The organism is Microterricola viridarii, assembly GCF_900104895.1.
GTDB lineage: Bacteria > Actinomycetota > Actinomycetes > Actinomycetales > Microbacteriaceae > Microterricola > Microterricola viridarii.
Map to the genome: position 1 here is coordinate 1,536,893 of NZ_LT629742.1, position 25,038 is coordinate 1,561,930.

The window sequence follows — 25,038 nt, forward strand, 5'->3', positions numbered from 1 at the left end:
CAGTGGGGGAGCGGCCGATCGTCCGCCTCCCACGTCGGCTGAGCAAGGAACGAGCGACTCTCCCCACGTCGGCTGAACGAGGAACGAGCGAAGCCCTGATAGCCCGCGGACGCCGCAGCCGGCGGCATCCGCGGAGAGCCACTCGGGAGGCAACAATGACTTAGGGAGGCCGTTTGTGCACCAGTTCGGCCTCCCGATCCGCCTTTCGCCTCCCCGCATGCCCCCGCGGGGGAGCGGCCGCCGGCGCACCCCGCCCCGCGCTGGCTGCGCGGCCCTCCCCGCGTCGGCTGAACGACTTACCGACCGTCGGCTGAGCGACCCGCCCCACGTCGGCTGAGCGACCCGCCCCACGTCGGCTGAGCGAGGAACGAGCGAAGCCCTGACAGCCCGCGGACACCGCAGCCGTTGGCATCCGCGGAGAGCGCTCGGGAGGAAACAACGAGTTAGGGAGGCCGTTTGTGCACCAGTTCGGTCTCCCGATCCGCCTTTCGCCTCCCCACATGCCCAGCGGGCACCGCAGCCACCGGCGTTCGAGGGTCGTTCGAGGCGACCTGAGAATGTGGGCGGCGCGCCCGAGAACGCACGGAAACGGCCCTCGATTCGTCGCCTCCCAGCGCGTCTGGTAATCTAATTCTTGTGACGCGGGGTGGAGCAGCTCGGTAGCTCGCTGGGCTCATAACCCAGAGGTCGCAGGTTCAAATCCTGTCCCCGCAACAGAAACAGAAGGCTCGGAATCGTCAAGGTTCCGGGCCTTCTGTGTTTAACGCGGACGCCGGGCAGTGAACATGCGCACCCAAAACGTGGGGTAGTATTGATCTTGTAGCGCGGGGTGGAGCAGCTCGGTAGCTCGCTGGGCTCATAACCCAGAGGTCGCAGGTTCAAATCCTGTCCCCGCAACAGAAGGTAGTTCCAGGAACTGCCGCCAGAATCGCCCTCGAGGAAACTCGGGGGCGATTTTGAGTTTCCGGGACCTTTTCGCCGCCGGTGCCGGCCTCCGCCGCAGCGATGGGCCGCTGGGCACCGAATCTGCGCTCCCGTTAACGACTTTCAGGCTCGCGGAACAGATCGGTGAGCCTGGGTGTGTGCCCTCTCGGGCGGTATCGGGTGCCGGTTGTGCGGCTAGGTGCGCAGGGGTGGCCCGCCGGTATCGTCCGACGGCGCGGGTCTGGCTTTGTCGGGCCGTTCTACGCCGGCCGGCTAGGTGTCGGTGCAGGGGTTGCGGAACTCGCAGTCGCGGCGGGGGATCAGTCGCGGCTTCGCGGGCTGGCCGGCGGCGGCGCGCATGTCTTCTTTGATCTTGTCGCTGAGGAAGGCGGCGATCTTGCGCAGGTTGAAGTTGGTGAGCAGGATCGTGACGATGATTTGCGCCGCGCCCATACCGCGGACGCGACGCCTGTTCGCGGACTGGATGTCTTCGGTGCCGCCTGCCTTGATCTGGGCGTTCAGGGACTCGATCGAGTTGCGGGCATGGGTGTGTATAGCGTCCCACTCTGGGGTGCCGTAGTCGAAGGCCTGCTGGTGTCGGCGCATGTCGGCCTCGTCGAATGACGCCGAGTGCCGCTGGCAGATCTTGCCTGCGAACTCGGGCAGGTCGGCGGCGTCCACGGCCGGCCGCTCTTTGTCGGCGATCTTCCGTGTCTTCAGCAGTTCGCGCAGCGGGCGGGTGACGGTCGGGCTGGGGCCGAGCGCGGGGCCGAGCGCGGGGCAGAACAGCATGGTTCGTCCTGTGGGGTCTGCTTGCTCTGGTCATAGTTCGGAAGCGAGATGACCGAACCCGCACTCGCGCTCAGCGCCCAAGCCATCACGTCGAAGGACACCGCGCTAGATCAGTCCCCGGGGCTTGATCCCCTGGGCTGACGAGGAAATCAGAATGTCCAATCTCTTTTGCCTCGTTTCTTCTTTCTTCGCGCTCATGACCCACCAGACTGCATCGCGCCTATATGACGGTGCGAATACCGAAAACCTCTCCCAAGCGGTCTGATGTCCCTTGAACCTCTGCTCATATGCGGCGTCTAGCTGCACTTTTCGTGTTTCAGGTGAGTAGCCTTGAGTGTCCTTTCGACTGTTGAACAGTTCCAGCCCTTCTGGCCGCAGCTTGCCCAACTGCATCAACGCTTCAGCTTTTTTGACGTTGACGGAACTCCACACGCTATTCCGTTTGCGGGGTGTGAAACGCACTTTGTAACTGTCGCTGTCGACACTTTTTCTGAGCCCATCAATCCACCCAAAGCACAGTGCCACATCGACAGCTTCAGGCCATGTCTGGCTCACTCTCCCTGAGTTCTTCTTATGAAACAGTACCCACGCTTCAAACGTCTCACGGTGGTGTGCTTCGAGCCACTCGCTGAAAGCCTCAGCGTCGCTGAAGAATAGCGTGTCGACCATTTTCGTCTCCTAGCTGGCTGGGTTCCGGCCCAACCACTCGAGGATCGCATTCGTTGTTTCGCTGCGGCGTTCCTGCTGTACCCAGTGGCCGCTGTCAAAGCTGAGCTCTTCGACATTCGGAACGAACGCAGATAGCTGCTCTGAACGGGCGATAGCGTCGCGAAGACCGTAGATCATGAGAGCGGGTTGGTGGATGATGGGGTCGGCGTCTGCGAGCAAGTGCCAGTTGCGATTGAGGTTGCGGTACCAGTTGATGCCACCCGTAAACCCTGAATGTTTGAACGCGGATTCGTAGACTGCCAGTTCATTCTCACTGAGCAGAGGTTCGCCAAGAGGAGCGGTATCTCTGGCAATTTCGATCAGCGCCATGCCCGGTTTCGGGGGCATGAGCGGCTCGTCCCTGCGGTAGAGGTTGTTGATAAAGCGTGCGGGCTCTGCGTCGAATACCGCATCAGCAACACCCGGCTGCTTGTTGAAGTGTACGAAGTAGTAGTCGCTTCCTAGCACCGCCTCCATGAAATCGAGCCACGGCATTTCGCCACGTGCGAGGTACGGCAAGCTGAGCGCCACGACCCTGTCGACACGGTGTGGGTACAGCAGCGTGAAGCTCCACACGACAAACGCACCCCAGTCGTGACCGATGAAGGTTGCGCGCTCATAGCCGAAGTGGTCAAGCAGTGCCGCGAGGTCGCCCGTCAGGTGCTCGATATCGTAATCGACGATCTCTTCCGGCCTCGTTGAATTACCAAATCCGCGCTGGTTAGGAGCGATCACATGGTAGCCGGCTGCGACAAGGGCCGGGATCTGAAAACGCCACGTGTATGCAAGGTCCGGCCATCCGTGACAGAGCACAATCGGGTTTCCTGCGTTCTCTTGGCCAGCCTCGAAGACTTCAAGATCAACACCATTCACGGTGATCACGGTGGCGTCAGGAAAGGGAATTTCATGCGTAGATGTGTTCATGTTTTGAAGGTAACGACATAAATAGGCCACCTATTGACCGGTTTTTCTGGGAACATACACATCATGAAATCTGATCGTTTGGTGGCCATCCTCCTTTTGCTGCAGCGGCGTGAGCAGGTCACGGCTGCAGAGGTCGCAAAAGAACTGGAGATTTCTGAACGCACCGCGCGCCGCGATCTCGATGCCCTGGGTGTGGCAGGCATCCCCGTCTACTCGATTCAGGGTCGTTCTGGCGGGTGGCGTCTCCTGGGGGGTGGGCGCACTGACCTCTCAGGGCTCACCGCGAGCGAGGCTCGCGCCCTGTTTCTCGTTGCTGGACCAGCGGCAGCCGCGGAGGCCGCAGCGCCAGAGCTGAAGGCATCGCTTCGAAAACTCGTCCGAGCCTTGCCTGAGACGTTTCGTACACAGGCCGAGTCGGCGGCGTCTTCCATGATCGTGGATTCGCAACCGTGGGGTGCAACGGGGGCCGCAAAACCGCCGCCACCATTCATTGACGTTCTGCAAGACGCAGTCATCCGCGGCGTGCAGGCGCAGCTCAGTTACGTTGATAGCGCTGGCAAAGAGTCCGAGCGAATCGTGCATCCCCTGGGGCTAGTGGTGAAGGACTCGCGCTGGTATCTCGTTGCTCATGCTGACGCAGGTCGGCGTACCTTCCGCCTGGACCGTGTTACTGCCGTGGTCCCAAGCGAGACACTCGTTCACCGAGCGGAAGACTTCGATCTCACGAAAAGCTGGCGCGACCTCACCGCCGAAGCTGAGCGCCACCGTACAGTCGTCGACGTGCACGCGAACTGTGCCCCCGAAGGGCTTGGCTTTCTCCAAATCGCAGTCGGTGACAACCTCGAAATCGGGCCAGCTGCAAGCGATGGCCGCATCCCTGTAGTGATCCACGCGCCTAGCGAGTACGGGATCGCCGGCCATCTCGCAGGGCTCGTCGAGTGGCTTGAGATTACGAGCCCACAAGGTGTGCGCAACCACTTGGCAGTGATCGGCGCAGCACTTACGCGCCGGTACGGCCAAAGCGTCATGACGGATACCGCGACCGACCTCGGTGGCGCGTGACGTCTCGGTCATCACTACCCGGGTACGTCGAGAGAATCGCGCCGCGCTCGGTGTATGTGCGGCATGCTGGTGCGTTGCTCACACTGAGGTGGTCAGGAGCCAACGGGAACACGGTGACTGTCTGGCTCGCTGGCGCAGAAACGTTGCGAGGGACTGCTGCAGCTTCGGTTGACTCCTGGCCCGCGGTGATCGATCACCATTGTCGGCAGTTCCTGCCGTCTGAGTGAATCCTCGACAGATGTGGAGGAAAAGGACGATGGATGTGGAGGAAAGCTCGTTTGGTGGCGGCTTGAGATGCGCGCCGCGGCGGGTTTCGCGAACAGCCAACAGAAGGTAGTTCCAGGAACTGCCGCCAGAATCGCCCACGAGGAAACTCGGGGCGATTCTGTGTTTCCGGAGGATTCTGCCGTTGTCCCGGCACAGCCTCAGCCGCTCGACTCGGACGGCGGGTCCGACGACTCACGCTGGGCCAGCACCGCCGTGGCGACGTTGCCGTGGATGTTGGCCGCGCCGATGCGCTCGAGCACGCCGTCCCGTTCGAGCGTGGCCCGGACGGTTGGCTTCAGGCGGGCCAGGCGCAGCGTGATGCCGGCATCCTGGGCGAGGTCGACGACATCACGCATCGTCGCGGCGCCCTGCGAGTCGATGAAGTTCATGCCCGCACAGTCGAGAACGATGCCGGTCAGGCCGGGGTGCGAGTGGATGACGTCGCGCAGCCGGTCCTCCAAGGCATCCGAGGTGGCGAAGAAGAGTCCGCCGTCCATCCGCAGCACTACGACACCGGGGTCCAGCTCGTCCTCCGGGTGCTCGCTCAGCTCGCGGAAGACGTCGGTCTTGGCCTTCCGGGCGAGGACGGGGATGTGCGGGTGTGTGGCGACCCCGATCAGCCAGAGCAGCGACAGGCCGATGCCGATCAGCACGCCGGCCAGGACCCCGAAAGCGAGGGTGCCGGCGATGGCGGCGATTGCAACCCAGAAGTCGAAGGGCTGCACGCGGGCGAGTCGCCGCATCTCGGGGAGGTTGATCATGCCCATGACGACGGCCTCGATGATCAGCGCGGCCAGGACCGGCTTGGGCAGCGAGGAGAACAGCGGGGCCAGCACGAGCAGCGTCAGGAGCACCATGACGCCAGAGGTGAGCGAGGCCAGCCCGGTGCGGGCGCCGGAGTGGTCGTTGAGCGAGCTCGCCGACAGGCTGGTGGAGACCGGCATGCCCTGGAACAGCCCGGCGCCGGTGTTCGCCAGCCCCTGCGCGACCGATTCCTGGTCGATGTCGACCTGGTAGCCGTGCTTGGCGGCGAAGGCGCGGGCGTCGCCGGCGGTCTGGGAGAACCCGATCAGCACCAGCGCGATGGCGGCGATCGCCACGGTGCCCGCGTGATCCCACATCAGCCCGACATCCGGCAGCGCCACGGCGGGCAGGCCGCGCGGCACGTCCCCGACGAGCGCCACGCCGCGGTCGCCGAGCTGGAAGATCCAGGACGCGAGCAGTCCGCCGACGACCAACACCAGCGCGCCCGGGACCTGCGGGGCGATCCGCCTGAGCCCGAAGACGACGAGCAGCGAGATGCCGCCGACGATCGCGGTCGCCTGGTTCCACTCACCCGCCGTCCCCAGCCACGACCACAGCTCCTGGAACGAGTTGCTGCCGCTGGCCGGGCTGCCGGTGAGCTTGGGAAGCTCCCCGATGACGACATCGATCGCCGCCCCGAACAGGAACCCGGTCACCACGGCGCGGGAGAGGAACTGCGCGATCCAACCCATCTTGAGCACGGCCAGGAGCAGGAAGAGCACCCCGGATGCCAGGGTGATGCCCGCCACGAAGGAGGCGACGTCCACCTGCTCGGTGATGCCGGCGGCGACCACCGCGCTGGCGGCCACGGCGGCCAGCCCCGAGCTCGGGCCCATCGAGATCTGCCGGCTGGTGCCGAAGATCGCGTAGATGATGGCTCCGGCGGCCGCGGCGTAGAGGCCGTTCTGCAGCGGGAGCCCGGCGATGCCGGCATAGCCGAGGTTCTTCGGGACGATCAGCGCCGCCACCGTCAAGCCGGCGATCAGATCGCCGCGCAGCCAGCTCCGGTCGTAGCCGCGGATCCACCCCAGCATCGGAACCAGGCCGGCGATGCGCTGTCGGGTGCTCATGGCGTGGGGTCGAGCATCGACATGGTGGCCAGCTTTCAGCGAGTGGCTCTGGAGGAGCCGCTGCCGAGCGGTGCTCGGCCTGCGTGGATGCTCCGAGGGTTTCCATGGTGACAGCAAAAGGCGGCTCGTGCCAGAGGAATCCGGAGCCTCCGACCGGGTCGCGGTAGCGTGGTCGAAACCCGGTGAACCCCTCGCCGGGAGGGGGAGGCATCCGCGTGAGCACAGAGCAGCCGCAGCGCATCGGGCAACGAGACGACCCGGGGATGCCGCGCTTCGCCGGCCCGGCGACGTTCGCGCTGCTGCCGCGGAGCGAGGACATCGAGCACGCCGACATCGCCGTGCTCGGCATCCCCTTCGACGCGGGCACCAGCTTCCGGCCTGGGGCGCGCTTCGGGCCGGGGCACATCCGCGAGGCCTCGCGGCAGCTGCACCCGTACCACCAGATCCACGACGTCTACCCCTTCGCCGTGAACCAGGTGGCGGATGCCGGCGACCTCGGCGTCACCCCGTACGACCTGGCCGCCGCGGTGGCCAGCATCGAGGCGGCCGCCGACCGCTTCGCCGAGGCCGGCACGACGCTGATGACGCTCGGCGGCGACCACACCATCGCCCTCCCGCTGCTGCGCGCGGTGGCGAGGAAGCACGGGCCTGTCGCCGTGCTGCACTTCGACGCCCACCTGGACACCTGGGACACGAACTTCGGCGCGCCGATCTGGCACGGGTCGCCGTTCCGCCGCGCCTCGGAGGAGGGGCTGCTCGACCTGGCCCGCTGCCAGCACGTCGGCATCCGGGGCGGCGTCTACGACCGCTCCGAGCTCGATGACGACGCGGCGCTCGGCTTCCAGATCATCCGCAGCGAGGACTACCAGGTGCGGCCGGTCGCGGACATCGTCCGGCAAATCCGCGACCGCCTCGGCGGCGGACCCGTGTACATCTCGATCGACATCGACGTGCTCGACCCCGCGCACGCACCGGGCACGGGGACGCCGGAGGTGGCGGGCCTCACCACGCGGGAGCTGTTCACGACGCTCCGCGGCCTCGCCGGGCTCACCATCGTCGGCGCGGATGTCGTCGAGGTGCTGCCGGCCTACGACCACGCCGCGCTGACCGGCCTGGCCGCCGCCCACACCGCCTGGGAGCTGATCGCCCTGATGGCGCTCACCCCGTCGGCGACGGCGGGCGCCGAGGCGCAGGCGGGGCCGGCTCTGCCTCATAGGTGACCCAGCTCGTCCGCGTCGCAAGCGTGTCGTAGAGCGCTTGAGCCTGGAAGTTGTCTGCGGCAGTCTCCCACTGCACCACCGAGCGTCCCTCGGCCGCGGCCATCTCGGTGAGGCGGCCGATCAGGGCGCGCCCGACACCCCGGCCGCGCGCTGCGGGGTCGGTGAAGAGGTCGTCGAGGAAGAGGCCGGTGGTGCCGTCGTAGGGGGAGGAGAAGCGCCGGAGGTGGGCGAATCCCACGACCTCGCCGTCCACCTCGGCGACGAGCGCCTCGCACTCGTGTCGGGGGTCCATCAGCCAGCCCCAGACCCGGGAGACGACCTCCTCGGACTCCGGCAGCTCATAGAACTCGCGGTAGGCCCGGAAGAGCGCGCGCCAGCGGTGCTCGTCGGCGGGGGAGAACGGCCGGATCGTCGGGGCGGTCTTCTCTGGCATCGGGTGCTCCCGTCGGTGCGGAGTTCAGAATGTGAGGCGCGCTGGGACATCGCGGGATGCAGCGCCCACGCTGTAGGGAATCAGAGCAGGGACCTCACCGCAAGGGCCGGGAGGCGCGGCCTAGGATGGCCGGGGCTCACCACACCATCAGGAGGACCCCGATGATCAGCATCGTCATACCGGCCATCGGGCTCGTGCTGGCCGGCATCCTGGCCGGTGAGGAGTTCATCGTGCGCTGGGGCGTGCAGCCCGCGCTGTCCCGGCTGAGTGACCGCGCCCACCTCGAGGCGCGGATCGCGCTCGTCAAACGGCTGAAAGTCGTCGTGCCCGCCATCATGGTGCCGACGGCGCTGCTCGCGGTGGCCACCCTCGTCGTGGCCGGGCCGGAGGGTCTCGCCTGGCGCTGGGCCGGCATGGCCGCGCTCGTCGCCTTCCTGCTGTTCTCCTTCCTCGGCACCGTCCCGATCAACATCAAGGTCAACGACTGGGCGCTGGGCGCCCCGCCGGCCGACTGGAAGACCGTGGTCCGCCGCTGGGAGGCCATCGACGTGTACCGCTCGACGGCGGCGGTCCTGGCCTTCGTCTGCTTCACGGTCGCCTTCGCGCTGCAATCCCGCTGACGCCGCCCCGGCGGCCTCCGGCTCGGGGCGCCGCAGTAGGCTGTGGCCATGAGTGCAGAGATCGCGGTGGCCGTCGCCCAGTTCGCGCCCGGGGCCGACACGGCGGCGAATCTGGCCGAGATCGAGCGGATGACGCGGCTCGCCGCCTCCCGCGGGGCCAGCCTCGTCGTCTTCCCCGAGTACTCCAGCTTCTTCACCCCGACCATGGGCCCCGAGTGGGTGGCCGCGGCCGAGCCGCTCGACGGACCCTTCGTGCGGGCGCTCGCCGCCCTGGCCGCCGACACTGGCTGCCACATCGTGGCCGGGCTCGTCGAGACAGGCAGCGAGGCGACGGCCAGTGCGCACGGCCGCGTGCGCAACACCGTCGTCGCGCTCGCGCCGAACGCCGGCCTCGTCGCCCGCTACCGCAAACTGCACCTCTACGACGCCTTCGGCATGCGCGAATCCGACTGGGTCGAGGCCGGAGTCATCACCGAGCCCGAGCTGTTCGAGCTCGGCGGGCTGCGCGTCGGCCTGCAGACCTGTTACGACGTCCGCTTCCCCGAGGTGACCCGCCGCCTCGTCGACGCCGGCGCCGAGCTGGTGCTCGTGCCAGCCGAGTGGGTGCGCGGCCCGCTCAAGGAGGCGCACTGGCGCACCCTCTGTACGGCGCGCGCCCTCGAGAACACGGTCTACCTGGCCGCAGCCGACCACGCCCCGCCCGTCGGCGTCGGCAACAGCTTCGTCATCGACCCGATGGGCGTCGAGCTGGCGACGATCGGCGAGTCGACGGATGTCGCCCTCGCCTGGATCAGCCGGGAGCGCCTGGAGTCCGTGCGCCGCCTGAACCCGGCGCTCGAGCTCCGCCGCTTCGCCGTCAGCGCGCGCTGAGCCCGCTCAGCTGCACCGCGGCCCGCTCCAACAGGTCGAACTTCTTGCAGTAGGCGAAGCGCAGCAGCGAGGAGTAGCCGGCTCGGCGCTCCGCGTGCACGAACGCGGTGATCGGAACGGCGACGACCCCGACGAGCCCCGGCAGCGCTCGGCAGAGCTCGGCGCCGTCGTCGAAACCGAGCGGCGCGGCATCCGCCACCACGAAATATCCGCCCGCCGGCCGGGACACGGTGAAGCCCGCCCGCAGCAGCCCGGCCGAGAGCACGTCGCGCTTGGCGGCCAACGTCGCCGCGATGCCGGTGAAGAAGGCGTCCGGCAGGCCGAGCCCGACGGCGACGGCCGGCTGAAACGGCGCGCCGTTGACATAGGTGAGGAACTGCTTGACGGCCAGGATCGCCGTGATGTGCTCGGCGGATGCGCTCACCCAGCCGATCTTCCAGCCGGTCGTGTTGAACGTCTTGCCGGCCGAGCCGATGCTGATGGTGCGCTCGCGGGCCCCCGGCAGCGTCGCGATCGGCAGGTGCGGCGTCTCGAAGGTGAGGTGCTCATACACCTCGTCGGTGACGATCAGCGCGTCGTGGGTGTGCGCGAGCTCGACGATCAGCTCGAGCGTCTCCCGCGGCAGCACGGCGCCGGTCGGGTTGTGCGGCGTGTTCACGAGGATGATCCGCGTGCGCTCGTTGACCGCGTCGCGCAGCTCGTCCAGGTCGGGCTGGAAGTCGGGGGAGCGCAGCGGCACCGTCGTGTGCACGCCGCCGGCCAGGGCGATCGTGGCCGCGTAGGAGTCGTAGAACGGCTCGAGGGTGAGCACCTCGTCGCCGGGCCGTACGTAGGCGAGGATGGTCGCCGCGATGGCCTCGGTGGCGCCCGCCGTCACGAGCACCTCCCGCTCGGGGTCGAGGCGGATGCCGTAGAAGCGGTTCTGGTGTTCGGCGATGGCCTCGAGCAGCACCCGCTGGCCGCGGCCGGGCGGGTACTGGTTCACGCCGTCGCTGATCGCGCGCCGCGCCGCCTCGAGGACCTCCTCCGGCCCGTCCTCGTCGGGGAAGCCCTGGCCGAGGTTGATGGCGCCGGTGCGCTGGGCCAGCGCGCTCATCTCGGCGAAGATCGTCGCCGCGACGCTGCCGTCTGCGGCGAGGAGTCCTGCACCGGCAGCGGTGCGCTGCCACGGGGCGAGTGCGCTCATCGGAATCCTGTCTGCTCAGTCTGCTCACGCTCACTGCGGTTGCGCAGTCCCATCAGAGTACGCTGGCGAGTGGCATGAGTAGGCGAATCCCATCGTCGCGACTGCTCGGCCAAGCCTCAACCGATCCCAAGGTGGCTCTCAGCTTTCCCATAAAGATTGCACAGGGGCCGGGTGGATGCTTGAGCTTGCTTGGAAGGAGCAACCCATGACCGAGAACTACAACCAGGACGCGGCCCAGCCGGAGTCCGCGGACAACGCCGCCGCACAGGCTCCCGCTCAGACCCCCGCCCCGGCCGCCACCCCGGCGGACGCCGTGCAGACGACTCCCGTCGCAGACGCCCAGCCGGCGGTTCCCGCAGCCGCTCCCGCCCACGAAGCTCCCGCCCACGAAGCTCCCGCAGCGGCGCCGGCCGCTCCGGCCGCAACCACGCCCGAGCCTGCCGTTCCCGCAGCTGCCCCGGCCGCGACGGCACAGCCGGCTCCCGCAGCCCCGGCCGCTCCCGCTGCCCCCGCGCACCCCCCGTACGGCGCCGCCGCGCCCAACGCCACCGTCTACGCGCCGAACACCCCGCCGCAGCCCTACGCCGGCCAGCACACCGGGCAGCCCGCGCAGGCGGGCTACCCGCAGCAGGCCCAGCACGCGCAGTACCCCGGCCAGCAGCACACCCAGCCGACCGTTCCGCTGAACGGCGCCGCCTTCGGCCTCGGCGGCCCCGCCGGTCCCGGCGGCCCGACCGGACCCGGCCACCAGCCCGCGGCCGCAGCCGCACCGAAGCGCGCCGGCGTCGGCATGCTCGTCGCCGCGCTCGTGATCGGTGCCCTCGTCGGAGGCGGCTCCGCCGCCGGCGTCATGGCGATTGCCGGCGCCCAGAACCAGGGCCGGGTCTCCAGCTCGGCCGCTGCCCCGCAGAACGTCGTCGTGAACAACACCGAGTCCGTCAACCAGATCACGGCCGTCGCCGCCAAGGCGATGCCGAGCGTGGTGACCATCTCCGTCGCCGGGCAGAACGGTGCGGGCACCGGTTCCGGCGTTGTGCTCAGCTCCGACGGTTACGTGCTCACCAACACGCACGTCGTGACGCTGGACGGCGAGACGGCCGACCCGACGATCCAGGTCACGATGAGTGACGGCACACTGTACGACGCGAGCATCGTCGGCACCGACCCGATCTCCGACCTGGCCGTCATCCAGCTGAAGGACGCCTCCGGGCTCACCCCGCTGAAGTTCGCCGACTCGAGCAGGCTGAACGTCGGCGACACCGCCATCGCGATCGGCGCCCCGCTCGGCCTCGCGGGCACCGTCACCAACGGCATCGTGAGCGCGCTGAACCGCAGCATCACGGTGGCCTCCTCCGCGGTGCCGGCCACACCGGAGCAGGACAGCACGACGCCCAGCAACCCGAACGACAACTTCCCGTTCAACTTCGACTTCCCCGGCCAGGGCCAGTCGCAGCAGGCGCCGTCGACGGGCACCGGCACGATCTCGCTCGCCGTCATCCAGACGGATGCCGCCATCAACCCGGGCAACTCGGGCGGCGCCCTGCTCAACGATGCCGGCGAGCTGATCGGCATCAACGTCGCCATCGCCACGGCAGGCAGCTCCGACAGCGGAAGCAGCGGCGCTGGCAGCATCGGCGTCGGCTTCGCCATCCCGGCGAACCTCGCAGAGCGCGTCTCCAGCGAGCTCATCCAGAACGGCCAGGCCACCCACGGCCTGCTCGGCGCCACCGTCTCCGCGGCCGCCAGCGTCGAGGGCAGCACGACGGTCGGCGCCTACATCGCCGACGTCACCCCCGGCGGCCCCGCCGCCAACGCCGGCCTGCAGAAGGGCGACGTGATCACCCGCTTCAACGGCGTGCCGATCACCGACGCGAACGACCTGACCGCGCAGGTGCGCACGGTGGAGGGCGGCGGAAAGGCCACGCTCAGCTACGAGCGCAACGGCACGAGCTACGACGCCGACGTGACCCTGGGCACGCTCGGCAGCTAGCCCGCGCACCGCTCCTTCCCGCATCGCCGTCCGGCCTCTTGGCCGGGCGGCGATGTTCGCGTTCGGCTCGCCTGATAAGCTCGCAAGTCCAGTTTCAACGAGTGGGAGAGATGATCGACACGGTGTCGAATGACGCAGTCGCTGCGCTTCCCGGTGTTTCCTATGTGATGCCGGTGCTCAATGAAGTGACCCATGTGCGGGCTGCCGTCGACAGCCTGCTCAACCAGGACTACGCCGGCCCCTTCGAGGTGGCGCTGGCCCTCGGGCCGAGCATCGACGGCACCACGGAGCTGGTCGAGGACATGGCGCGGGTCGACCCGCGCATCCGCGTCGTGCAGAACGAGGTCGGCTCGACCCCGTCCGGCTTGAACGTCGCCATCCGCGCCTCCCAGTACCCCATCATCATCCGCGTCGACGCGCACTCCGTGCTGCCGCCCGACTACGCGCGCATCGCCGTCGAGACGCTGCAGCGCACCGGGGCCGCCAACGTCGGCGGCATCATGGACGCCCGCGGCGAGAGCCCGTTCCAGCGCGCCGTCGCCCGGGCCTACGGCTCCCGGGTGGGTCTCGGCGGATCCTCCTTCCACATCGGCGGCGAGGAGGGGCCGGCAGAGACCGTCTACCTCGGCTGCTTCCGGCGAGAGGCCATCGAGGCGGTCGGGCTCTTCGACGAGCACATCAAGCGCGGGCAGGACTGGGAGCTCAACCGCCGGCTGCGGAAGGCCGGCGGCGTCGTCTGGTTCACCCCGAAGCTGAGGGTCACCTACCGGCCTCGGCCGAGCGTGAAGCGCCTGGTCAAGCAGATGCTCTCCACCGGGCTGTGGCGCGGCGAACTCGCCCGCCGCTTCCCCGACAGCAACGGCATCCGCTATTTCATCCCGCCGGTGATGGTCGTCGGCGTCGTCGTGGGCCTGCTGCTGGGCCTCGGCGGACTCGTTCAGGCGCTCGTGGGCGCCTGGCCCTGGCTGCTCTTCGGCCTGGCCGCCCCCGCCACCTACGCGCTGTTCGTGCTCGTGGCCGCGCTCGGCAACCTGCGTGTGCTCGGATTACGCAGCACGCTCTGGTTTCTCCTAGTGTTGCCGTGCATCCACTTTTCGTGGGGCATCGGATTCCTGCTCGGCTACCTCAAGCTGACCAGCAACATCACGGCACACAACGGAAGGTGACCATGGCGCAGGCAACACCCAGACAGGGGCGCCCCTCGTCGATCGCCGAACTGCGCGCCGTGGCCCAGCCGCCCGAGGTGCGCTCGCGCCGCAACGCGGAGCACTGGACGGCGTCCCTCTACCTCCGCGACATCTCCCCGTACCTGACCTGGATGCTGCTGAAGACGCGCATCTCGGCGAACGGCGTGACCGGGCTGATGATCCTCGTCGGCTGGTCGACGGCCGCTGCCCTCCTCATCCCCGGCATCTGGGGGGCCGCGCTCGCGCTGCTTCTCGGCCAGCTGCAGATGCTCGTCGACTGCTCAGACGGTGAGGTCGCGCGCTGGCGCGGTACATCCTCCCCGGCCGGCGTCTTCCTCGACAAGGTGGGCCACTACTCGACCGAGGCGCTGATCCCGCTCGCCCTCGGCATCCGCGCCGCCGCCTACCCGTTCGAGACGCCGGAGGACTTCCTCTGGACCACCCTCGCCGGGCTGCTGGCGCTCATCATCGTGCTGAACAAGGCACTCAACGACATGGTGCACGTCGCCCGCGCCAACGCCGGCCTGCCCAAGCTCGCCGACACGCACGGCGAGTCGGCCCCGACCGGCGGGCTCGTGGCCACGCTGCGCAAGATCGCCCGCTTCGTGCCGTTCCACCGGCTCTACCACTCGGTCGAGCTCACCATGCTGATCTTCGTCGCCGCGCTGGTGGGGCTCATCGCCGGCCAGCCGATCACCGACCGGGTGCTGCTCATCGCCCTCGTGCCGCTGTCGTTGCTCGCCCTGTTCGGGCACTTCCTCGCGATCATGGCGTCCAAGCGTGTCCGCTCCTAGCCTGCCCACCGTCGGCGTCGTCGTCCTGACCCAGGGCACGCGCCCAGCCGATCTGGACCGGGGCCTCCGCAGCATCCTGGCCCAGCAGGGCGTCGTGCTCGACGTCGTCTGCGTCGGCAACGGCTGGCAGCCCACCGGCCTGCCGGAGGGCGTCAAGGCGCTCGGCCTGCCGGAGAACCTCGGCATCCCGGCCGGCCGCAACCGGGGCGTGCCGGAGGTGTCCGGCGAGTACCTGTTCTTCCTCGACGACGACGCCAGCATCCCGGATGCCGGCTTCCTCACCACCGCGATCGCCCAGCTGCGCGCCGACCCGAGCATCGGCCTGCTCCAGCCGCAGGTCGTCGACCCGAGCGGGGTCACCTCGCCCCGGCGCTGGATCCCGCGCATCCGCAAGGGCGAGGCCGGCCACTCCAGCAACGTGTTCTCGGTCTGGGAGGGCGCCGTGCTGCTGCCCCGTGCCGTCTTCGACGCGACCGGCGGCTGGGCGGAGCCGTTCTTCTACGCGCACGAGGGCATCGAGCTGGCCTGGCGGGTGTGGAACACGGGCAAGCGGGCCTGGTACGCCGGCGACCTGATCGCCAACCACCCCGTCATCCAGCCGACCCGGCACAGCTACTACTACCGGCTGAACGCGCGCAACAGGGTGTGGCTGGCCCGGCGCAACCTGCCCGCCGTGCTGATCCCGCTCTACGTCGGCAGCTGGACGGGCATCCAGCTGCTGCGCTGGTGGCGTCATCCGGTGGCCCTCAAAGCCTGGTTCGGCGGCTGGTTGGAGGGCTGGCGCGCAGACCCGGGGGAGCGCAGGCCGATGTCCTGGCGCACCGTGTGGCGGATGACGCTGGCCGGCCGCCCACCGATCGTCTAACGATTCGGTCGGTGACTCCCGTTCTGGGGTATTGAGTCCCCGGCGATCTGTACTCTGGAACACGTGGGTATACAGAAAGACATGCGCAACGCCATCAAGCTCGTCAAGGGGGTGCTGGCGTCCCGCAAGGCGCAGGGACAGCTTCGTGAGAAGCTCGCCGTGCAGGGGCCGCTCGAGCCGCACCGCTTCAAGGTGGGCGTGTACTTCGCCGACGGCAAGGTCAACATGTACCAGATGCGGCAGTGGTACAAGCCGCTGGCCAAGCTGGCCGAGACCTGGCCGGTTCTGATCCTCAGCCGGGCGTCGGGCGCCGCCCTCACCATGCTCGACGAGGCGCCGCTTCCCGTCGCCTACGTGCGCAAGGTTGTCGACCTGGAGCGGGTGATCCACGAGCAGGACCTGCGCGTGATCTTCTACGTCAACCAGAACGCCAAGAACTTCCAGATGATGCGCTACGGGCGCCGCTGGCACGTTTTCATCAACCACGGTGAGAGCGACAAGATGTATATGACCACCAACCAGTTCAAGGCCTACGACTACTCGCTGATCGCGGGCGACGCCGCCAGGGCCCGGCTCGGCAAGGTGCTCTGGGACTACGACTTCGACAAGCGCGCGCTGCCGATCGGCCGGCCGCAGGCCGACCACTACCTCGACGACGCGGCGCTGCCGTACCAGCAGGACTCCCGCGAGGTCGTGCTCTACGCGCCGACCTGGGAGGGCGATCGCGGGGGCGCAGCCTACGGCTCCATCGCCACGCATGGCGTGGCGCTGATCGCCGGACTGCTGGCCAGCCCGCGGCACCGCGTGATCTACCGCCCGCACCCGCGCTCCGGCGTGCTCGACCCGGCCTACGCGGCGGCCAACCGCGAGATCGTGCGGATGATCGAGGCGGCGAACGCCGCGGACGCCACCGCCCAGCACGTGTTCGACACCGGCTCCCAGCTTGGCTGGCAGCTGGTCGCCTCCGACGTCGCCATCGTCGACATCTCGGCCATGGTCTACGACCGGCTGGCTGCAGGCAAGCCGCTCCTCGTCACGCGCCCGGCGAACCCCGCCGCCGAGATCGACACGAGCGGCTACCTCTCCGACTGCGAGTGGCTGCCGGCGGCGGATGCCGGCAACATCGTCGCCATCGTCGACGAGCTCACCCACGGCGATGCCGCGCAGGCCAGGCTCCGGCGCTGGGTGGAGTACTACTTCGGCGACACGACGCCCGGCAGCGCGACCCACCGCTTCCACGGGGCCGTGCAGCACCTGATGGGGGAGTGGGACAAGCACGCGGCCATCCACGCCGCCGACGCCGAGTTCGACGACCACGACGTGAAGGGCGACATCGAGGACGCCGAGGAGATCGAGGCCTAGGCCAGAGATGGGCGCGCCGAACGGGTAGCCGATCGGCGGATGCGGCCGCCGGATCTACCCGGTCTGGCCGCTGCCGACGGCGCGTCGCGGGTCGCGTCCGCGGACTCGCTACGGGACGGGCACGCCGTCCACGGAGCCGCCGCCCACAGGAGTGCCGTCAACGGGAGTGCCGTCAACAGGAGTGCCGTCGGACGGCGTCTCGTCGGTCGGAACGCCGTTGTCGGGGTTGCGCGCCGCCGCGGCATCCGCCCGACCGCGCGGCAGCGCCTTGCGGAACGCACCGCCCACCGCCCCGCCGACACCGACGGCCGCGCCGCCCACGGCCCCGCCGACCCTGCTGCCGACGCGGGCGCCGCCGCGCACGACCGCCGTGCCCATGCCAGCCACGCGGCTCGCCGGGGTGCGCAGCGGCACAGTGCGCGCGGGTGGCTCCAGCTCGAACGGCAGAAGGGGCGGAGCCTGGCCGAACGCGAGGCGGGCGTTGCGCAGCACCCGCTTGCCCAAGATGTTGTTGCCGAAGCCGCCGACCGCGGCGCCGACGCCGAACGGCAGCGCCTTGCCGATGAAGCTCGCCCCTCCGCGCACCGCGAACTGCCGGATGAACACGGTCTTCATGCGGTCGACCAGGGGGCCCATCAGGGTGGCGGGGATGGCGCTGGTGACCATTTCACCCCAGTACATGTTGCGGGTGAACGTGCCGCCGGTGAACTGCCCGGCGAGGTTGCGCACCAGATCGCTGCCCTCGCGGCCGAGCATGAGCGTCATGACGAGGGCGCGGGCGCGGTCGGGGTCGTCGACGGCGATGCCGTGCACCTCGGCGACCGACTGGGCGAACAGGGCCGTCGCCTCCAGGAAACCGGCCGTCTCCACGCCGGAGAGGGCCAGGGTGACGCCGGTCCCGATCGCGGGGATCACCGCGGTCGCGCCGACGGCGGCCCCGCCGGTGGTGACGGCGGCGAGGTAGCGCAGCTCCAGGATGCGCACCAGCTGGTCGGGGGTGGCGTCCGGGAACTTGCGCCGGATGCTGCGGATGTGCGCGACCACGATCGGGCGCTGCACCGCCATGACCTTGTCGATGCCGCGCAGCAGGCCGTGCGGCAGCTCGCCGCCCTGGGGCGTGCCCCCGGTGGGCGAGATGATCGGTTTCGCTTTTCTGGCCACGAGGCGATCCTAGGGGCTGGCCTCCCTCCGCGCCTGAGTCAACGCCGAGAGCGGTCGGGCACAGGAGTCGATGCAGCGGGCAATCGGTCCGCGCCTGAGTCAACGCCGAGAGCGGCCGGGCACAGGAGCCGATGCAGCGGGCAATCGGTCTGCGCCTGAGTCAATGCCGAGAGCGGCCGGGCACAGGAGCCGATGCAGCGGGCAATCGGTCCGCGCCTGAGTCAATGCCGAGAGCGGCCGGCTCGGCGGTAGCCTTGGTGCATGGTCACTCTCATCACCGAAGACGACATCGACGAACTTGAACTGCGCGACTTCGACGAGAGAGCGGGCAGCAGCACCGGCGGGGTCGCCGAACACCTCGAGAAGGCCGCCATCTTCGAGTCCTGGGCGACGGATGCCGACGCCTACACGCTCGACGACGGCGTGACGCCCGCACAGCTGCTGATCGTGGCCGCCGAGCACCTGCAGATGGGGCGCGACTACGACGAGGCGTTCCGGCTCGCCCTGGCCGCGGCCGGCCACCCGTCCGCGGAGCGCTTCGAGGCGCACCCGACGCTGATCTCGTTGCACCTGGAGCTGGACCAGCGCGCCGAGGCGCTGGCGCTGGCCGACGAGGTGCGCACGGCCGGCGCGCCCGAGCTCGGCATCTACGAGGCGATCGCCTCGAGCTTCGAGATCGCCGACGAGCTGGCGCTCGCGGAGCGCTGGTACGCCATCGCGCTGCGGGCCCTCGACAAGGTGAACCTGGAGAGCCCGGCCGACCGGCTCTCGCTGCTCTCCGGGCGCTACCGGGTGCGCCGCGACGCGGGCAAGCCGCTCGACGTGCTGGACACCGAGACCGAGCAGCAGCGCGCCACGCAGGGCCTGGCCCCGCTCGAGGGCTGAGCGCCGAACCTCGAGTTCTGGCCGCGGGTTACGCGGTGCCGTACTCGGCGTTGTAGCGGGCCAGCACCTCGGCGATCGGGGCGTCGAGCACGAGGGCGCCCTTGTCCAGGTACAGCCCGCGCGTGCAGAAGCGGCGGAGGTCCCGCTCGTTGTGCGAGACGAAGAACAGGGTGCGGCCGCTGGCCAGCAGCTCCTCGATGCGCCGGTAGCACTTCTCCCGGAACGCCTTGTCGCCGACGGCGAGCACCTCGTCGACGAGGATGATCGGCTCCTCAAGCCGGGAGATCACGGCGAAGGCGATGCGCACCTTCATGCCACTGGAGAGGTGCTTGTACGGGGTGTCCAGGAAGTCGCCGATCTCGGCGAAGTCGATGATCTCGTCGAAGCGCGCATCGACCATCGCCTTCGTCATGCCGTGCAGGCCGGCCGTCAGGTAGACGTTGTCGCGCACCGAGAGGTCGTCGACGAATCCGCCGGTGATCTCGATCAGCGGGGCGACGCCCTGGCGCACGTCGACGGTTCCCTCGTCGGGCAGGATGACGCCGGCGACGAGCTTCAACAGGGTCGACTTGCCCTGCCCGTTGCGGCCGACCACGCCGATGGCCTCACCGGCGCGCACTGTGATGGTGACGTTGCGCAGCGCCCAGAACTCGCCCGGCCGGCTGCGGCGCTTGCGCCCGGCGAAGAGGTCCTTGAAGTTGCGGCGGCCGCGCCGGTTGCGGCGGAACCGGATGCCGGCATCCGTCACCGTCATCACGACGGGAGTGGCCTCGGTCTCTGGCATCAGATCTCCTTCAGCACGGAGCGCTCGAGGCGGCGGAAGACGAGCAGCCCGACGGCGAGGATGAGAACGGACATGACCGCGGACACCCCGACCGCGAACCAGTCGAGCTCGCCGGGGAAGAAGCCGGCCCGGTACAGGCTGAAGATGCCCGTCAGCGGGTTGAACGCAGCCCAGAAGTGCAGTTCCTCCGGCAGGTTCGAGGTGCCGTAGATGATCGGGGATGCGTAGAACAGGAAGCGCAGCACCAGCTTGGTGGCCCGCTCCAGGTCGCGGAAGAAGACGACGAGCGGCGCGACGATCAGGCCGATGCCGACGGTCAGCACCGTCTGCATCAGGATGGCGAGCGGGAACAGCACGAGGTCGCCGTTGATCGCGGAACCGGGGGAGAAGACCACGAAGAGTGCGAGCACCGGTATGGATGCCAAGAACTCGATCCCCTTGGAGAGCACCAGCCTGTTCACCCAGATCGTGCGCGGGATCTTGGTGGAGCGGATCAGCTTCGCCTCGCGCAGGAACGCGCGGGTCGAGTCGGAGACGGCGCCGTTAAACCACATCCACGGCAGCAGCGCCGAGAGCAGGAACACGATGTACGGGTCGCTGCCGAGGGGGCGCTGGAACACCTGGGTGAAGACGAACCAGTAGATGCCCGACATGACGAGCGGGTCGAGCACCGACCAGATGTAGCCGAGGGCCGACGTCGAGTAGCGCACGCGCAGATCGCGGCGCGTGAGCAGCCAGAGCGCATGGCGGTACCGTGCAAACGGCGACCAGTGCGGGCGCTCCTCAGCGATTGAACTCACAGGCACTATCGTATGGGCGCGCGAGACGGGAGGCGTGCATCACGCCTCCCGAACCGGCATCCGCTGGCTGAAAACGCCGGCACGACGGCTTCGATTAGACGAAGAGGTTCGCCCGGGCGAGGTCTTCGGCGAAGTCCACCTCGACCGCGTACAGGTCGGAGATGTCGACCGGCTCGACCAGCAGGCCGAACTTCTCGATCGCCACCTCGAGCCCGCGCTCGAAGTAGTCCTGGTCGCCGACCTTGACCAGCTCGCGCTGGAAGGTGGCCTTGTCGGCCGCGGAGATGTAGTTGATGCCGACGGCCTCGCCGAGGCCGCCCTTGACGGTCTTCGAGAGCTCCTTGATGTAGCCCTCTGCGCTGGTCGTGTACTTGACCTCCTCGTCGGACACCTTGGAGGTGTTGACGGTGACGAAGCTCTGGTCGCGGGCGATCATGGCCGCGGCGCGGTCGAGGATGCGCGGGTCGAAGACGACGTCGCCGTTCATCCAGAGCACGCCGCCCGGCTGCGAGGCCTGCAGGGCGCGCAACAGGCTCTTGGAGGTGTTGGTCTGGTCATACTCTTCGTTGTAGACGAAGGACGCCTGGGGGAAGGCCTCAATGATGTGCTCGAGCTTGTAGCCGACGACGATGGTGACCTTGGCGTTGTTGCCGAAGGCGTGCTCGATGTTGTCGAACTGCTGGCGCATGATGGTGCGGCCGTCGCTGAGCTCGGTGAGGGGCTTGGGCAGCGAGCGGCCAAGGCGGCTTCCCATGCCTGCGGCAAGAATTACGACCTGTGTGGTCATGTTGGGCTCCTCAAAGAAAAATCCGGCGAAATTCACCGAGCATGCGTGCCTGCGAGTCGAGCTCGCGCACTGTTCACCTCGGGTTCGCCCGTACGTTTACGTCAAGACACGCCATTATGCCTTCCGGAATTCTACCGTGACACCCTCTCGGGGGATGCCGAGAGGCGTGGAAAGTATCCACTTCGTTATGTGCCGCTCGGGACTTTCACAGGCTTGAATCCCCGGCATGTCGCTCGGCGGCACCGCTTGGAGGCGACGACTTTGGTAGCTTTGCTGAGTGACTTCTCTGCAGCACGACGCCACTGACTCCACCCCCATCGAACCGGCCCAGGGGGCATCCGCGCCGAAGGCGCGCGCTCCGCGAACCCCGACGGCCGCGAAGCCCGCCAGCAAGACCGCTGCCACCCAGGTGGACACCGCGAAGGCCACGCCGGCCAAGGCCCCCGCTGCGACGAAGACGACCGCGGCCGCGAAGCCTGCCGCCAAGACCGCGCCGGCCAAGACCACTGCCGCCAAGACGGCTGCGGCCAAGACGGCTGCGGCCAAGACGACCGCCGCGAAGACGACCGCTGCGAAGACGACGGCGGCCAAGAGCACGGCGGCCAAGTCGAGCGCAGCCGCGAAGAAGAGCGGCGCCGCCACGACCGCGAGCACGACGAAGAAGGCGACGGCGGCCAAGGCCGGCGCCAGCGCGACCGCCGCGAAAAGCTCCGCCGCCTCGAAGGGGGCAGCGAAGTCCGCCGCGGTGAAGGCGACGACGGCCAAGACGAGTGCCGCTCGGGCAAGCGCCGTGAAGGCCGCGGCCCAGGCGGCACTGGCCGAGCAGGCGCTGGCCGAGCAGGCGCTGGCCGAGCAGGCGCACCCGCAGCCGGCCTCCGCCGCCGAAATCGTGGACGACGGCCACCCCACCATCGCCCAGACGGCCAAGCTGTCCGCGACGGCGAGCGCGGTCGAGGTGCCCGCAGTCGCGATCCCCGCACCAGAGTCACCCGCAGCTGACACTCCCGCCGCTGCGCCCGCCACCGCTGACGCGCCCGCCACCGCTGACGCTGCGCCTGCCGCAGCTGACGCGCCCGCCCTCGAAGTCCCGGCCGTCGTCGCAGAGGTCGCCGTCGTTGCCGTGGCCGCCGAGCGCGCGGAGGAGCCCGACGCGCGCAAGCCCGCCCCGGCCGCGAAGAAGAAGAAGGGCGCTAGGCGCCCGGCGGCCATCGCCCCGGCATCCGACGCCCCCGTCGTGCTGCAGATCAACGCGCTGAGCAAGCAGTTCGGCGAGATGCGGGCCGTCGACAACATCGAGCTCGCCGTGCGCACCGGCTCCTTCTTCGGAATCGTCGGGCCGAACGGCGCAGGCAAGACCACGACGCTCTCCATGGTCACCGGATTGCTGCGCCCGGATTCCGGCAGCATCCAGGTGAACGGCATCGACGTCTGGGCCAACCCCGCCGCCGCGAAGCGCGCGATCGGCGTTCTGCCCGACCGGTTGCGTCTCTTCGACCGGCTCACCGGTGCCCAACTGCTCTACTACTCGGGAATCCTGCGCGGGCTCGACAACGCCTCGGTGCGGGAGCGCTCCGCAGACCTGGCGGCGGCCTTCGGCCTCGAGGACGCCCTGAACCGCCTCGTCGCCGACTACTCGGCCGGCATGACGAAGAAGATCGCGCTGGCCTGCGCCATGATCCACTCGCCGCGCCTGCTCGTTCTCGACGAGCCGTTCGAGGCCGTCGACCCCGTCTCCGCCGCGAACCTCACCGAGATCCTGCAGAAGTACGTGGCGGCGGGCGGCACCGTCGTGCTCTCCAGCCACGGCATGGACCTCATCGAGCGCGTCTGCGACAGCGTCGCGATCATCGTGCACGGAGAGGTGCTGGCATCCGGAACACTCGACGAGGTGCGGGGGAAGGCGACGCTCGAGGAGCGCTTCGTCGAGCTCGCCGGCGGACGCAAGGCAGCGGAGGGGATGGAATGGTTGCACAGTTTCTCGGACTAAAGCTCCGACTGCTGGGCAACCTGTTCCGGCGTAGCCCCTGGCAGCTCGTGGGCATGATCATCGGGCTGGTCTACGGACTCGGCCTCGCCGTGTTCCTCTCTGCCGCCCTCATCGCCCTGCGCTTCGCGCCGTCGACCGAGCCGATCCGCGACATCATCGTGCTCGGCGGCTCGCTCATCGTGCTCGGCTTCCTCGTCATCCCGCTGATCTTCGGCGTCGACGACACCATGGACCCGCGCTCCTTCGCGCTGTTCGGGATGCCGAACCGCTCGCTCTCGCTCGGGCTCGCGCTCAGCGCCCTCATCGGCGTGCCGGCGCTCAGCCTGGCGATCGTGCTCGTCGGGTACATCGTCACGTGGACCCGCGGCTTCGGCGAGACGCTGCTGGCCCTCATCGCCGCCGTGCTCGCCCTGGCCACCTGCGTGCTGCTGGCACGGGTCACCACCTCGATCGCCTCCTTCCTGCTCGCGACCCGCCGCTCCCGCGAGTTCACCGGCGTGATCGGGCTGTTCGCCATCGTGATGATCTCCCCGGTCGCCATCCTGCTGGGCAACGTCGACTGGGCCGAGGACGGCTCCGCCGTGTTCTCCGCGCTCGCGGACGCCCTCAGCTGGACGCCGCTCGGCGCCGTCTGGGCGATCCCGGGCGATGCTGCCAACGGTGAGTGGGGGCAGGCGCTGCTCAAACTGCTCATCGCCGGTGCCACGCTCTGGCTGCTCTGGCTGGCCTGGCAGGCTCTCGTCGCCAAGATGCTCGTCACCCCCAGTCGCGAGGCGCCGAGCAAGGCGTACCACGGCATCGGCTGGTTCGACCGGCTGCCGCACACGCCGAGCGGGGCGATCGCCGCCCGCAGCATCACGTACTGGACGCGGGACGCCCGCTACTGGGTGTCGCTGTTGATGATCCCCGTGCTCCCCGTCATCCTGATCCTCTCGCTCAGCGTCGGCGGCGTGGGCGACGGGTATCTGGCACTGCTGCCCGTCCCGGTGATGAGCCTCTTCCTCGGCTGGACCATCCACAACGATGTCGCCTACGACAGCACGGCCATCTGGCTGCACGTCACCTCCGGCACCAAGGGGCTCGCCGACCGGCTCGGCCGGCTGGTGCCCGCCCTGGTGCTGGGCATCATCGTGATCGGCCTCGGCACCGGTGTCAGCATGATGCTGCACAAGGACTGGTCCGTGATGCCATCGCTGCTCGGCGTCAGCACCTGCCTGTTCCTCGGCGGCCTCGGCTTCGGCAGCTACACCTCGGCCCGCTTCCCCTACCCGGTCACCAAGCCGGGCGACAGCCCCTTCGCCGCGCCGCAGTCCTCGGGCAGCGCGGCGGCGCTGGTGCAGTCACTCACCCTGTTCGGCACGCTGCTGCTCGCGGCGCCCGCCGTCGCGTTCGCGGTTCTCGGCCTCACCGACAACCCGGAGTGGCACGTCGCCTCGCTCATCGCCGGATGCGGCATCGGCGTCGTTGCGCTGATCGTCGGCGTCGCGGCGGGGGCGCGCACCTTCGACCGGCGCGGGCCGGAACTGTTGGCCGCCGCGCTGCGCGCCTAGCGGCGG

Annotated in this window: 22 protein-coding genes and 2 tRNA genes; 14 read left to right on the forward strand and 10 right to left on the reverse strand. The window is 68.9% G+C overall.

Annotated elements, in window-relative coordinates; translation table 11 throughout:
* Window positions 1-640 precede the first annotated feature (640 nt).
* Window positions 641-714, forward strand: a tRNA-Met gene (locus BLT62_RS06970).
* Window positions 715-823: 109 nt separating this feature from the next.
* Window positions 824-897: transfer RNA gene (locus tag BLT62_RS06975), tRNA-Met, on the forward strand.
* Between the two features lie 300 nt (window positions 898-1,197).
* Here the strand turns inward: BLT62_RS06975 and BLT62_RS06980 are convergent.
* The 3 genes from BLT62_RS06980 to BLT62_RS06990 form a co-directional block, all read right to left on the reverse strand.
* Complete coding sequence (locus BLT62_RS06980; RefSeq protein ID WP_083363411.1) at window positions 1,198-1,716, reverse strand: hypothetical protein; 519 nt, start codon at window positions 1,714-1,716, stop codon at window positions 1,198-1,200.
* A 105-nt stretch (window positions 1,717-1,821) separates the two neighbouring features.
* A complete protein-coding gene (locus BLT62_RS06985) occupies window positions 1,822-2,385 on the reverse strand; it encodes a YdeI/OmpD-associated family protein (protein ID WP_083363412.1) in 564 nt (187 codons plus the stop codon).
* Between the two features lie 9 nt (window positions 2,386-2,394).
* Window positions 2,395-3,348 carry an alpha/beta fold hydrolase gene (locus BLT62_RS06990; protein WP_156786270.1) on the reverse strand — a complete coding sequence of 318 codons (954 nt, stop codon included), beginning with the start codon at window positions 3,346-3,348 and terminating at the stop codon, window positions 2,395-2,397.
* 63 nt (window positions 3,349-3,411) lie between these two features.
* On the opposite strand from BLT62_RS06990, the gene BLT62_RS06995 reads away from it, so the two are divergent.
* Window positions 3,412-4,410: a helix-turn-helix transcriptional regulator gene (locus tag BLT62_RS06995; protein WP_083365353.1), complete on the forward strand. Its 999-nt coding sequence runs from the start codon at window positions 3,412-3,414 to the stop codon at window positions 4,408-4,410.
* Between the two features lie 425 nt (window positions 4,411-4,835).
* Here BLT62_RS06995 and BLT62_RS07000 read toward each other — a convergent pair whose 3' ends face one another.
* The gene (locus BLT62_RS07000; RefSeq protein WP_083363413.1) at window positions 4,836-6,551 is read right to left on the reverse strand and encodes a SulP family inorganic anion transporter; all 1,716 of its coding nucleotides are present in this window, start codon (window positions 6,549-6,551) and stop codon (window positions 4,836-4,838) included.
* A gap of 215 nt (window positions 6,552-6,766) precedes the next feature.
* On the opposite strand from BLT62_RS07000, the gene speB reads away from it, so the two are divergent.
* On the forward strand, window positions 6,767-7,771 hold the full coding sequence (speB, locus tag BLT62_RS07005) for an agmatinase (RefSeq protein ID WP_407937559.1): 1,005 nt from the start codon (window positions 6,767-6,769) through the stop codon (window positions 7,769-7,771).
* Here speB and BLT62_RS07010 read toward each other — a convergent pair.
* Window positions 7,710-8,204: a GNAT family N-acetyltransferase gene (locus tag BLT62_RS07010; RefSeq protein WP_083363415.1), complete on the reverse strand. Its 495-nt coding sequence runs from the start codon at window positions 8,202-8,204 to the stop codon at window positions 7,710-7,712. The two genes, speB and BLT62_RS07010, sit on opposite strands and share 62 nt — an antisense overlap.
* 161 nt (window positions 8,205-8,365) lie before the next feature.
* Here BLT62_RS07010 and BLT62_RS07015 point away from each other — a divergent pair, with 161 nt between their 5' ends.
* Window positions 8,366-8,824, forward strand: a complete 459-nt coding sequence (locus tag BLT62_RS07015; RefSeq protein ID WP_083363416.1) for an anthrone oxygenase family protein — start codon at window positions 8,366-8,368, stop codon at window positions 8,822-8,824.
* Window positions 8,825-8,872: 48 nt separating this feature from the next.
* Window positions 8,873-9,694, forward strand: coding sequence for a carbon-nitrogen hydrolase family protein (locus BLT62_RS07020; protein WP_083363417.1), 822 nt, complete (start codon window positions 8,873-8,875; stop codon window positions 9,692-9,694).
* Here BLT62_RS07020 and BLT62_RS07025 read toward each other — a convergent pair.
* Window positions 9,681-10,880, reverse strand: a complete 1,200-nt coding sequence (locus tag BLT62_RS07025) for an aminotransferase class I/II-fold pyridoxal phosphate-dependent enzyme (protein WP_083363418.1) — start codon at window positions 10,878-10,880, stop codon at window positions 9,681-9,683. The genes BLT62_RS07020 and BLT62_RS07025 overlap by 14 nt on opposite strands.
* Before the next feature lie 205 nt (window positions 10,881-11,085).
* Between BLT62_RS07025 and BLT62_RS07030 the strand changes: the two genes are divergently transcribed.
* The 5 genes from BLT62_RS07030 to BLT62_RS07050 all read left to right on the forward strand — a co-directional run bounded on the left by BLT62_RS07030 (window position 11,086) and on the right by BLT62_RS07050 (window position 17,078).
* Window positions 11,086-12,870 (forward strand): S1C family serine protease, encoded by a 1,785-nt coding sequence (locus BLT62_RS07030; RefSeq protein WP_083363419.1) that lies wholly within the window; start codon window positions 11,086-11,088, stop codon window positions 12,868-12,870.
* Window positions 12,871-12,980: 110 nt separating this feature from the next.
* On the forward strand, window positions 12,981-14,036 hold the full coding sequence (locus tag BLT62_RS07035; RefSeq protein WP_172829770.1) for a glycosyltransferase family 2 protein: 1,056 nt from the start codon (window positions 12,981-12,983) through the stop codon (window positions 14,034-14,036).
* 2 nt (window positions 14,037-14,038) lie between these two features.
* Window positions 14,039-14,851: a CDP-alcohol phosphatidyltransferase family protein gene (locus BLT62_RS07040; protein ID WP_083363420.1), complete on the forward strand. Its 813-nt coding sequence runs from the start codon at window positions 14,039-14,041 to the stop codon at window positions 14,849-14,851.
* Window positions 14,838-15,716, forward strand: a complete 879-nt coding sequence (locus tag BLT62_RS07045; RefSeq protein WP_083363421.1) for a glycosyltransferase family 2 protein — start codon at window positions 14,838-14,840, stop codon at window positions 15,714-15,716. The genes BLT62_RS07040 and BLT62_RS07045 overlap by 14 nt, the downstream gene beginning before the upstream one ends.
* 63 nt (window positions 15,717-15,779) lie before the next feature.
* Complete coding sequence (locus BLT62_RS07050) at window positions 15,780-17,078, forward strand: CDP-glycerol glycerophosphotransferase family protein (protein ID WP_083363422.1); 1,299 nt, start codon at window positions 15,780-15,782, stop codon at window positions 17,076-17,078.
* 108 nt (window positions 17,079-17,186) lie between these two features.
* On the opposite strand, the gene BLT62_RS17965 is transcribed toward BLT62_RS07050, so the two are convergent.
* On the reverse strand, window positions 17,187-18,239 hold the full coding sequence (locus BLT62_RS17965) for a hypothetical protein (RefSeq protein ID WP_197675178.1): 1,053 nt from the start codon (window positions 18,237-18,239) through the stop codon (window positions 17,187-17,189).
* 261 nt (window positions 18,240-18,500) lie between these two features.
* Here BLT62_RS17965 and BLT62_RS07060 point away from each other — a divergent pair, with 261 nt between their 5' ends.
* Window positions 18,501-19,124 (forward strand): hypothetical protein, encoded by a 624-nt coding sequence (locus BLT62_RS07060; RefSeq protein ID WP_083363423.1) that lies wholly within the window; start codon window positions 18,501-18,503, stop codon window positions 19,122-19,124.
* A gap of 28 nt (window positions 19,125-19,152) precedes the next feature.
* On the opposite strand, the gene BLT62_RS07065 is transcribed toward BLT62_RS07060, so the two are convergent.
* The 3 genes from BLT62_RS07065 to BLT62_RS07075 form a co-directional block, all read right to left on the reverse strand.
* Window positions 19,153-19,908, reverse strand: a complete 756-nt coding sequence (locus BLT62_RS07065; RefSeq protein ID WP_083363424.1) for an ABC transporter ATP-binding protein — start codon at window positions 19,906-19,908, stop codon at window positions 19,153-19,155.
* Window positions 19,908-20,708: an ABC transporter permease gene (locus tag BLT62_RS07070; RefSeq protein ID WP_083363425.1), complete on the reverse strand. Its 801-nt coding sequence runs from the start codon at window positions 20,706-20,708 to the stop codon at window positions 19,908-19,910. The genes BLT62_RS07065 and BLT62_RS07070 overlap by 1 nt, the downstream gene beginning before the upstream one ends.
* A gap of 94 nt (window positions 20,709-20,802) precedes the next feature.
* Window positions 20,803-21,495: a phosphocholine cytidylyltransferase family protein gene (locus tag BLT62_RS07075; protein WP_083363426.1), complete on the reverse strand. Its 693-nt coding sequence runs from the start codon at window positions 21,493-21,495 to the stop codon at window positions 20,803-20,805.
* Between the two features lie 277 nt (window positions 21,496-21,772).
* On the opposite strand from BLT62_RS07075, the gene BLT62_RS18100 reads away from it, so the two are divergent.
* Together BLT62_RS18100 and BLT62_RS07090 are read left to right on the forward strand one after the other, a co-directional pair.
* Window positions 21,773-23,482 carry an ABC transporter ATP-binding protein gene (locus BLT62_RS18100; RefSeq protein ID WP_231919381.1) on the forward strand — a complete coding sequence of 570 codons (1,710 nt, stop codon included), beginning with the start codon at window positions 21,773-21,775 and terminating at the stop codon, window positions 23,480-23,482.
* Window positions 23,458-25,032: a hypothetical protein gene (locus tag BLT62_RS07090; RefSeq protein WP_231919382.1), complete on the forward strand. Its 1,575-nt coding sequence runs from the start codon at window positions 23,458-23,460 to the stop codon at window positions 25,030-25,032. The genes BLT62_RS18100 and BLT62_RS07090 overlap by 25 nt, the downstream gene beginning before the upstream one ends.
* The last annotated feature ends 6 nt before the right edge of the window (window positions 25,033-25,038 follow it).

Coding starts and splice junctions, on each gene's coding strand:
- BLT62_RS07040 (WP_083363420.1), top strand. CDS start 14,039: ATGGCGCAGGCAACACCCAGACAGGGGCGCCCCTCGTCGATCGCCGAA.
- BLT62_RS07030 (WP_083363419.1), top strand. CDS start 11,086: ATGACCGAGAACTACAACCAGGACGCGGCCCAGCCGGAGTCCGCGGAC.
- BLT62_RS06990 (WP_156786270.1), bottom strand. CDS start 3,348: ATGAACACATCTACGCATGAAATTCCCTTTCCTGACGCCACCGTGATC.
- BLT62_RS07090 (WP_231919382.1), top strand. CDS start 23,458: ATGGTTGCACAGTTTCTCGGACTAAAGCTCCGACTGCTGGGCAACCTG.
- BLT62_RS06980 (WP_083363411.1), bottom strand. CDS start 1,716: ATGCTGTTCTGCCCCGCGCTCGGCCCCGCGCTCGGCCCCAGCCCGACC.
- BLT62_RS07015 (WP_083363416.1), top strand. CDS start 8,366: ATGATCAGCATCGTCATACCGGCCATCGGGCTCGTGCTGGCCGGCATC.
- BLT62_RS07020 (WP_083363417.1), top strand. CDS start 8,873: ATGAGTGCAGAGATCGCGGTGGCCGTCGCCCAGTTCGCGCCCGGGGCC.
- BLT62_RS07075 (WP_083363426.1), bottom strand. CDS start 21,495: ATGACCACACAGGTCGTAATTCTTGCCGCAGGCATGGGAAGCCGCCTT.
- BLT62_RS07025 (WP_083363418.1), bottom strand. CDS start 10,880: ATGAGCGCACTCGCCCCGTGGCAGCGCACCGCTGCCGGTGCAGGACTC.
- BLT62_RS07000 (WP_083363413.1), bottom strand. CDS start 6,551: ATGAGCACCCGACAGCGCATCGCCGGCCTGGTTCCGATGCTGGGGTGG.
- BLT62_RS06985 (WP_083363412.1), bottom strand. CDS start 2,385: ATGGTCGACACGCTATTCTTCAGCGACGCTGAGGCTTTCAGCGAGTGG.
- BLT62_RS07035 (WP_172829770.1), top strand. CDS start 12,981: ATGATCGACACGGTGTCGAATGACGCAGTCGCTGCGCTTCCCGGTGTT.
- BLT62_RS07060 (WP_083363423.1), top strand. CDS start 18,501: ATGGTCACTCTCATCACCGAAGACGACATCGACGAACTTGAACTGCGC.
- BLT62_RS07010 (WP_083363415.1), bottom strand. CDS start 8,204: ATGCCAGAGAAGACCGCCCCGACGATCCGGCCGTTCTCCCCCGCCGAC.
- BLT62_RS07065 (WP_083363424.1), bottom strand. CDS start 19,908: ATGCCAGAGACCGAGGCCACTCCCGTCGTGATGACGGTGACGGATGCC.
- BLT62_RS06995 (WP_083365353.1), top strand. CDS start 3,412: ATGAAATCTGATCGTTTGGTGGCCATCCTCCTTTTGCTGCAGCGGCGT.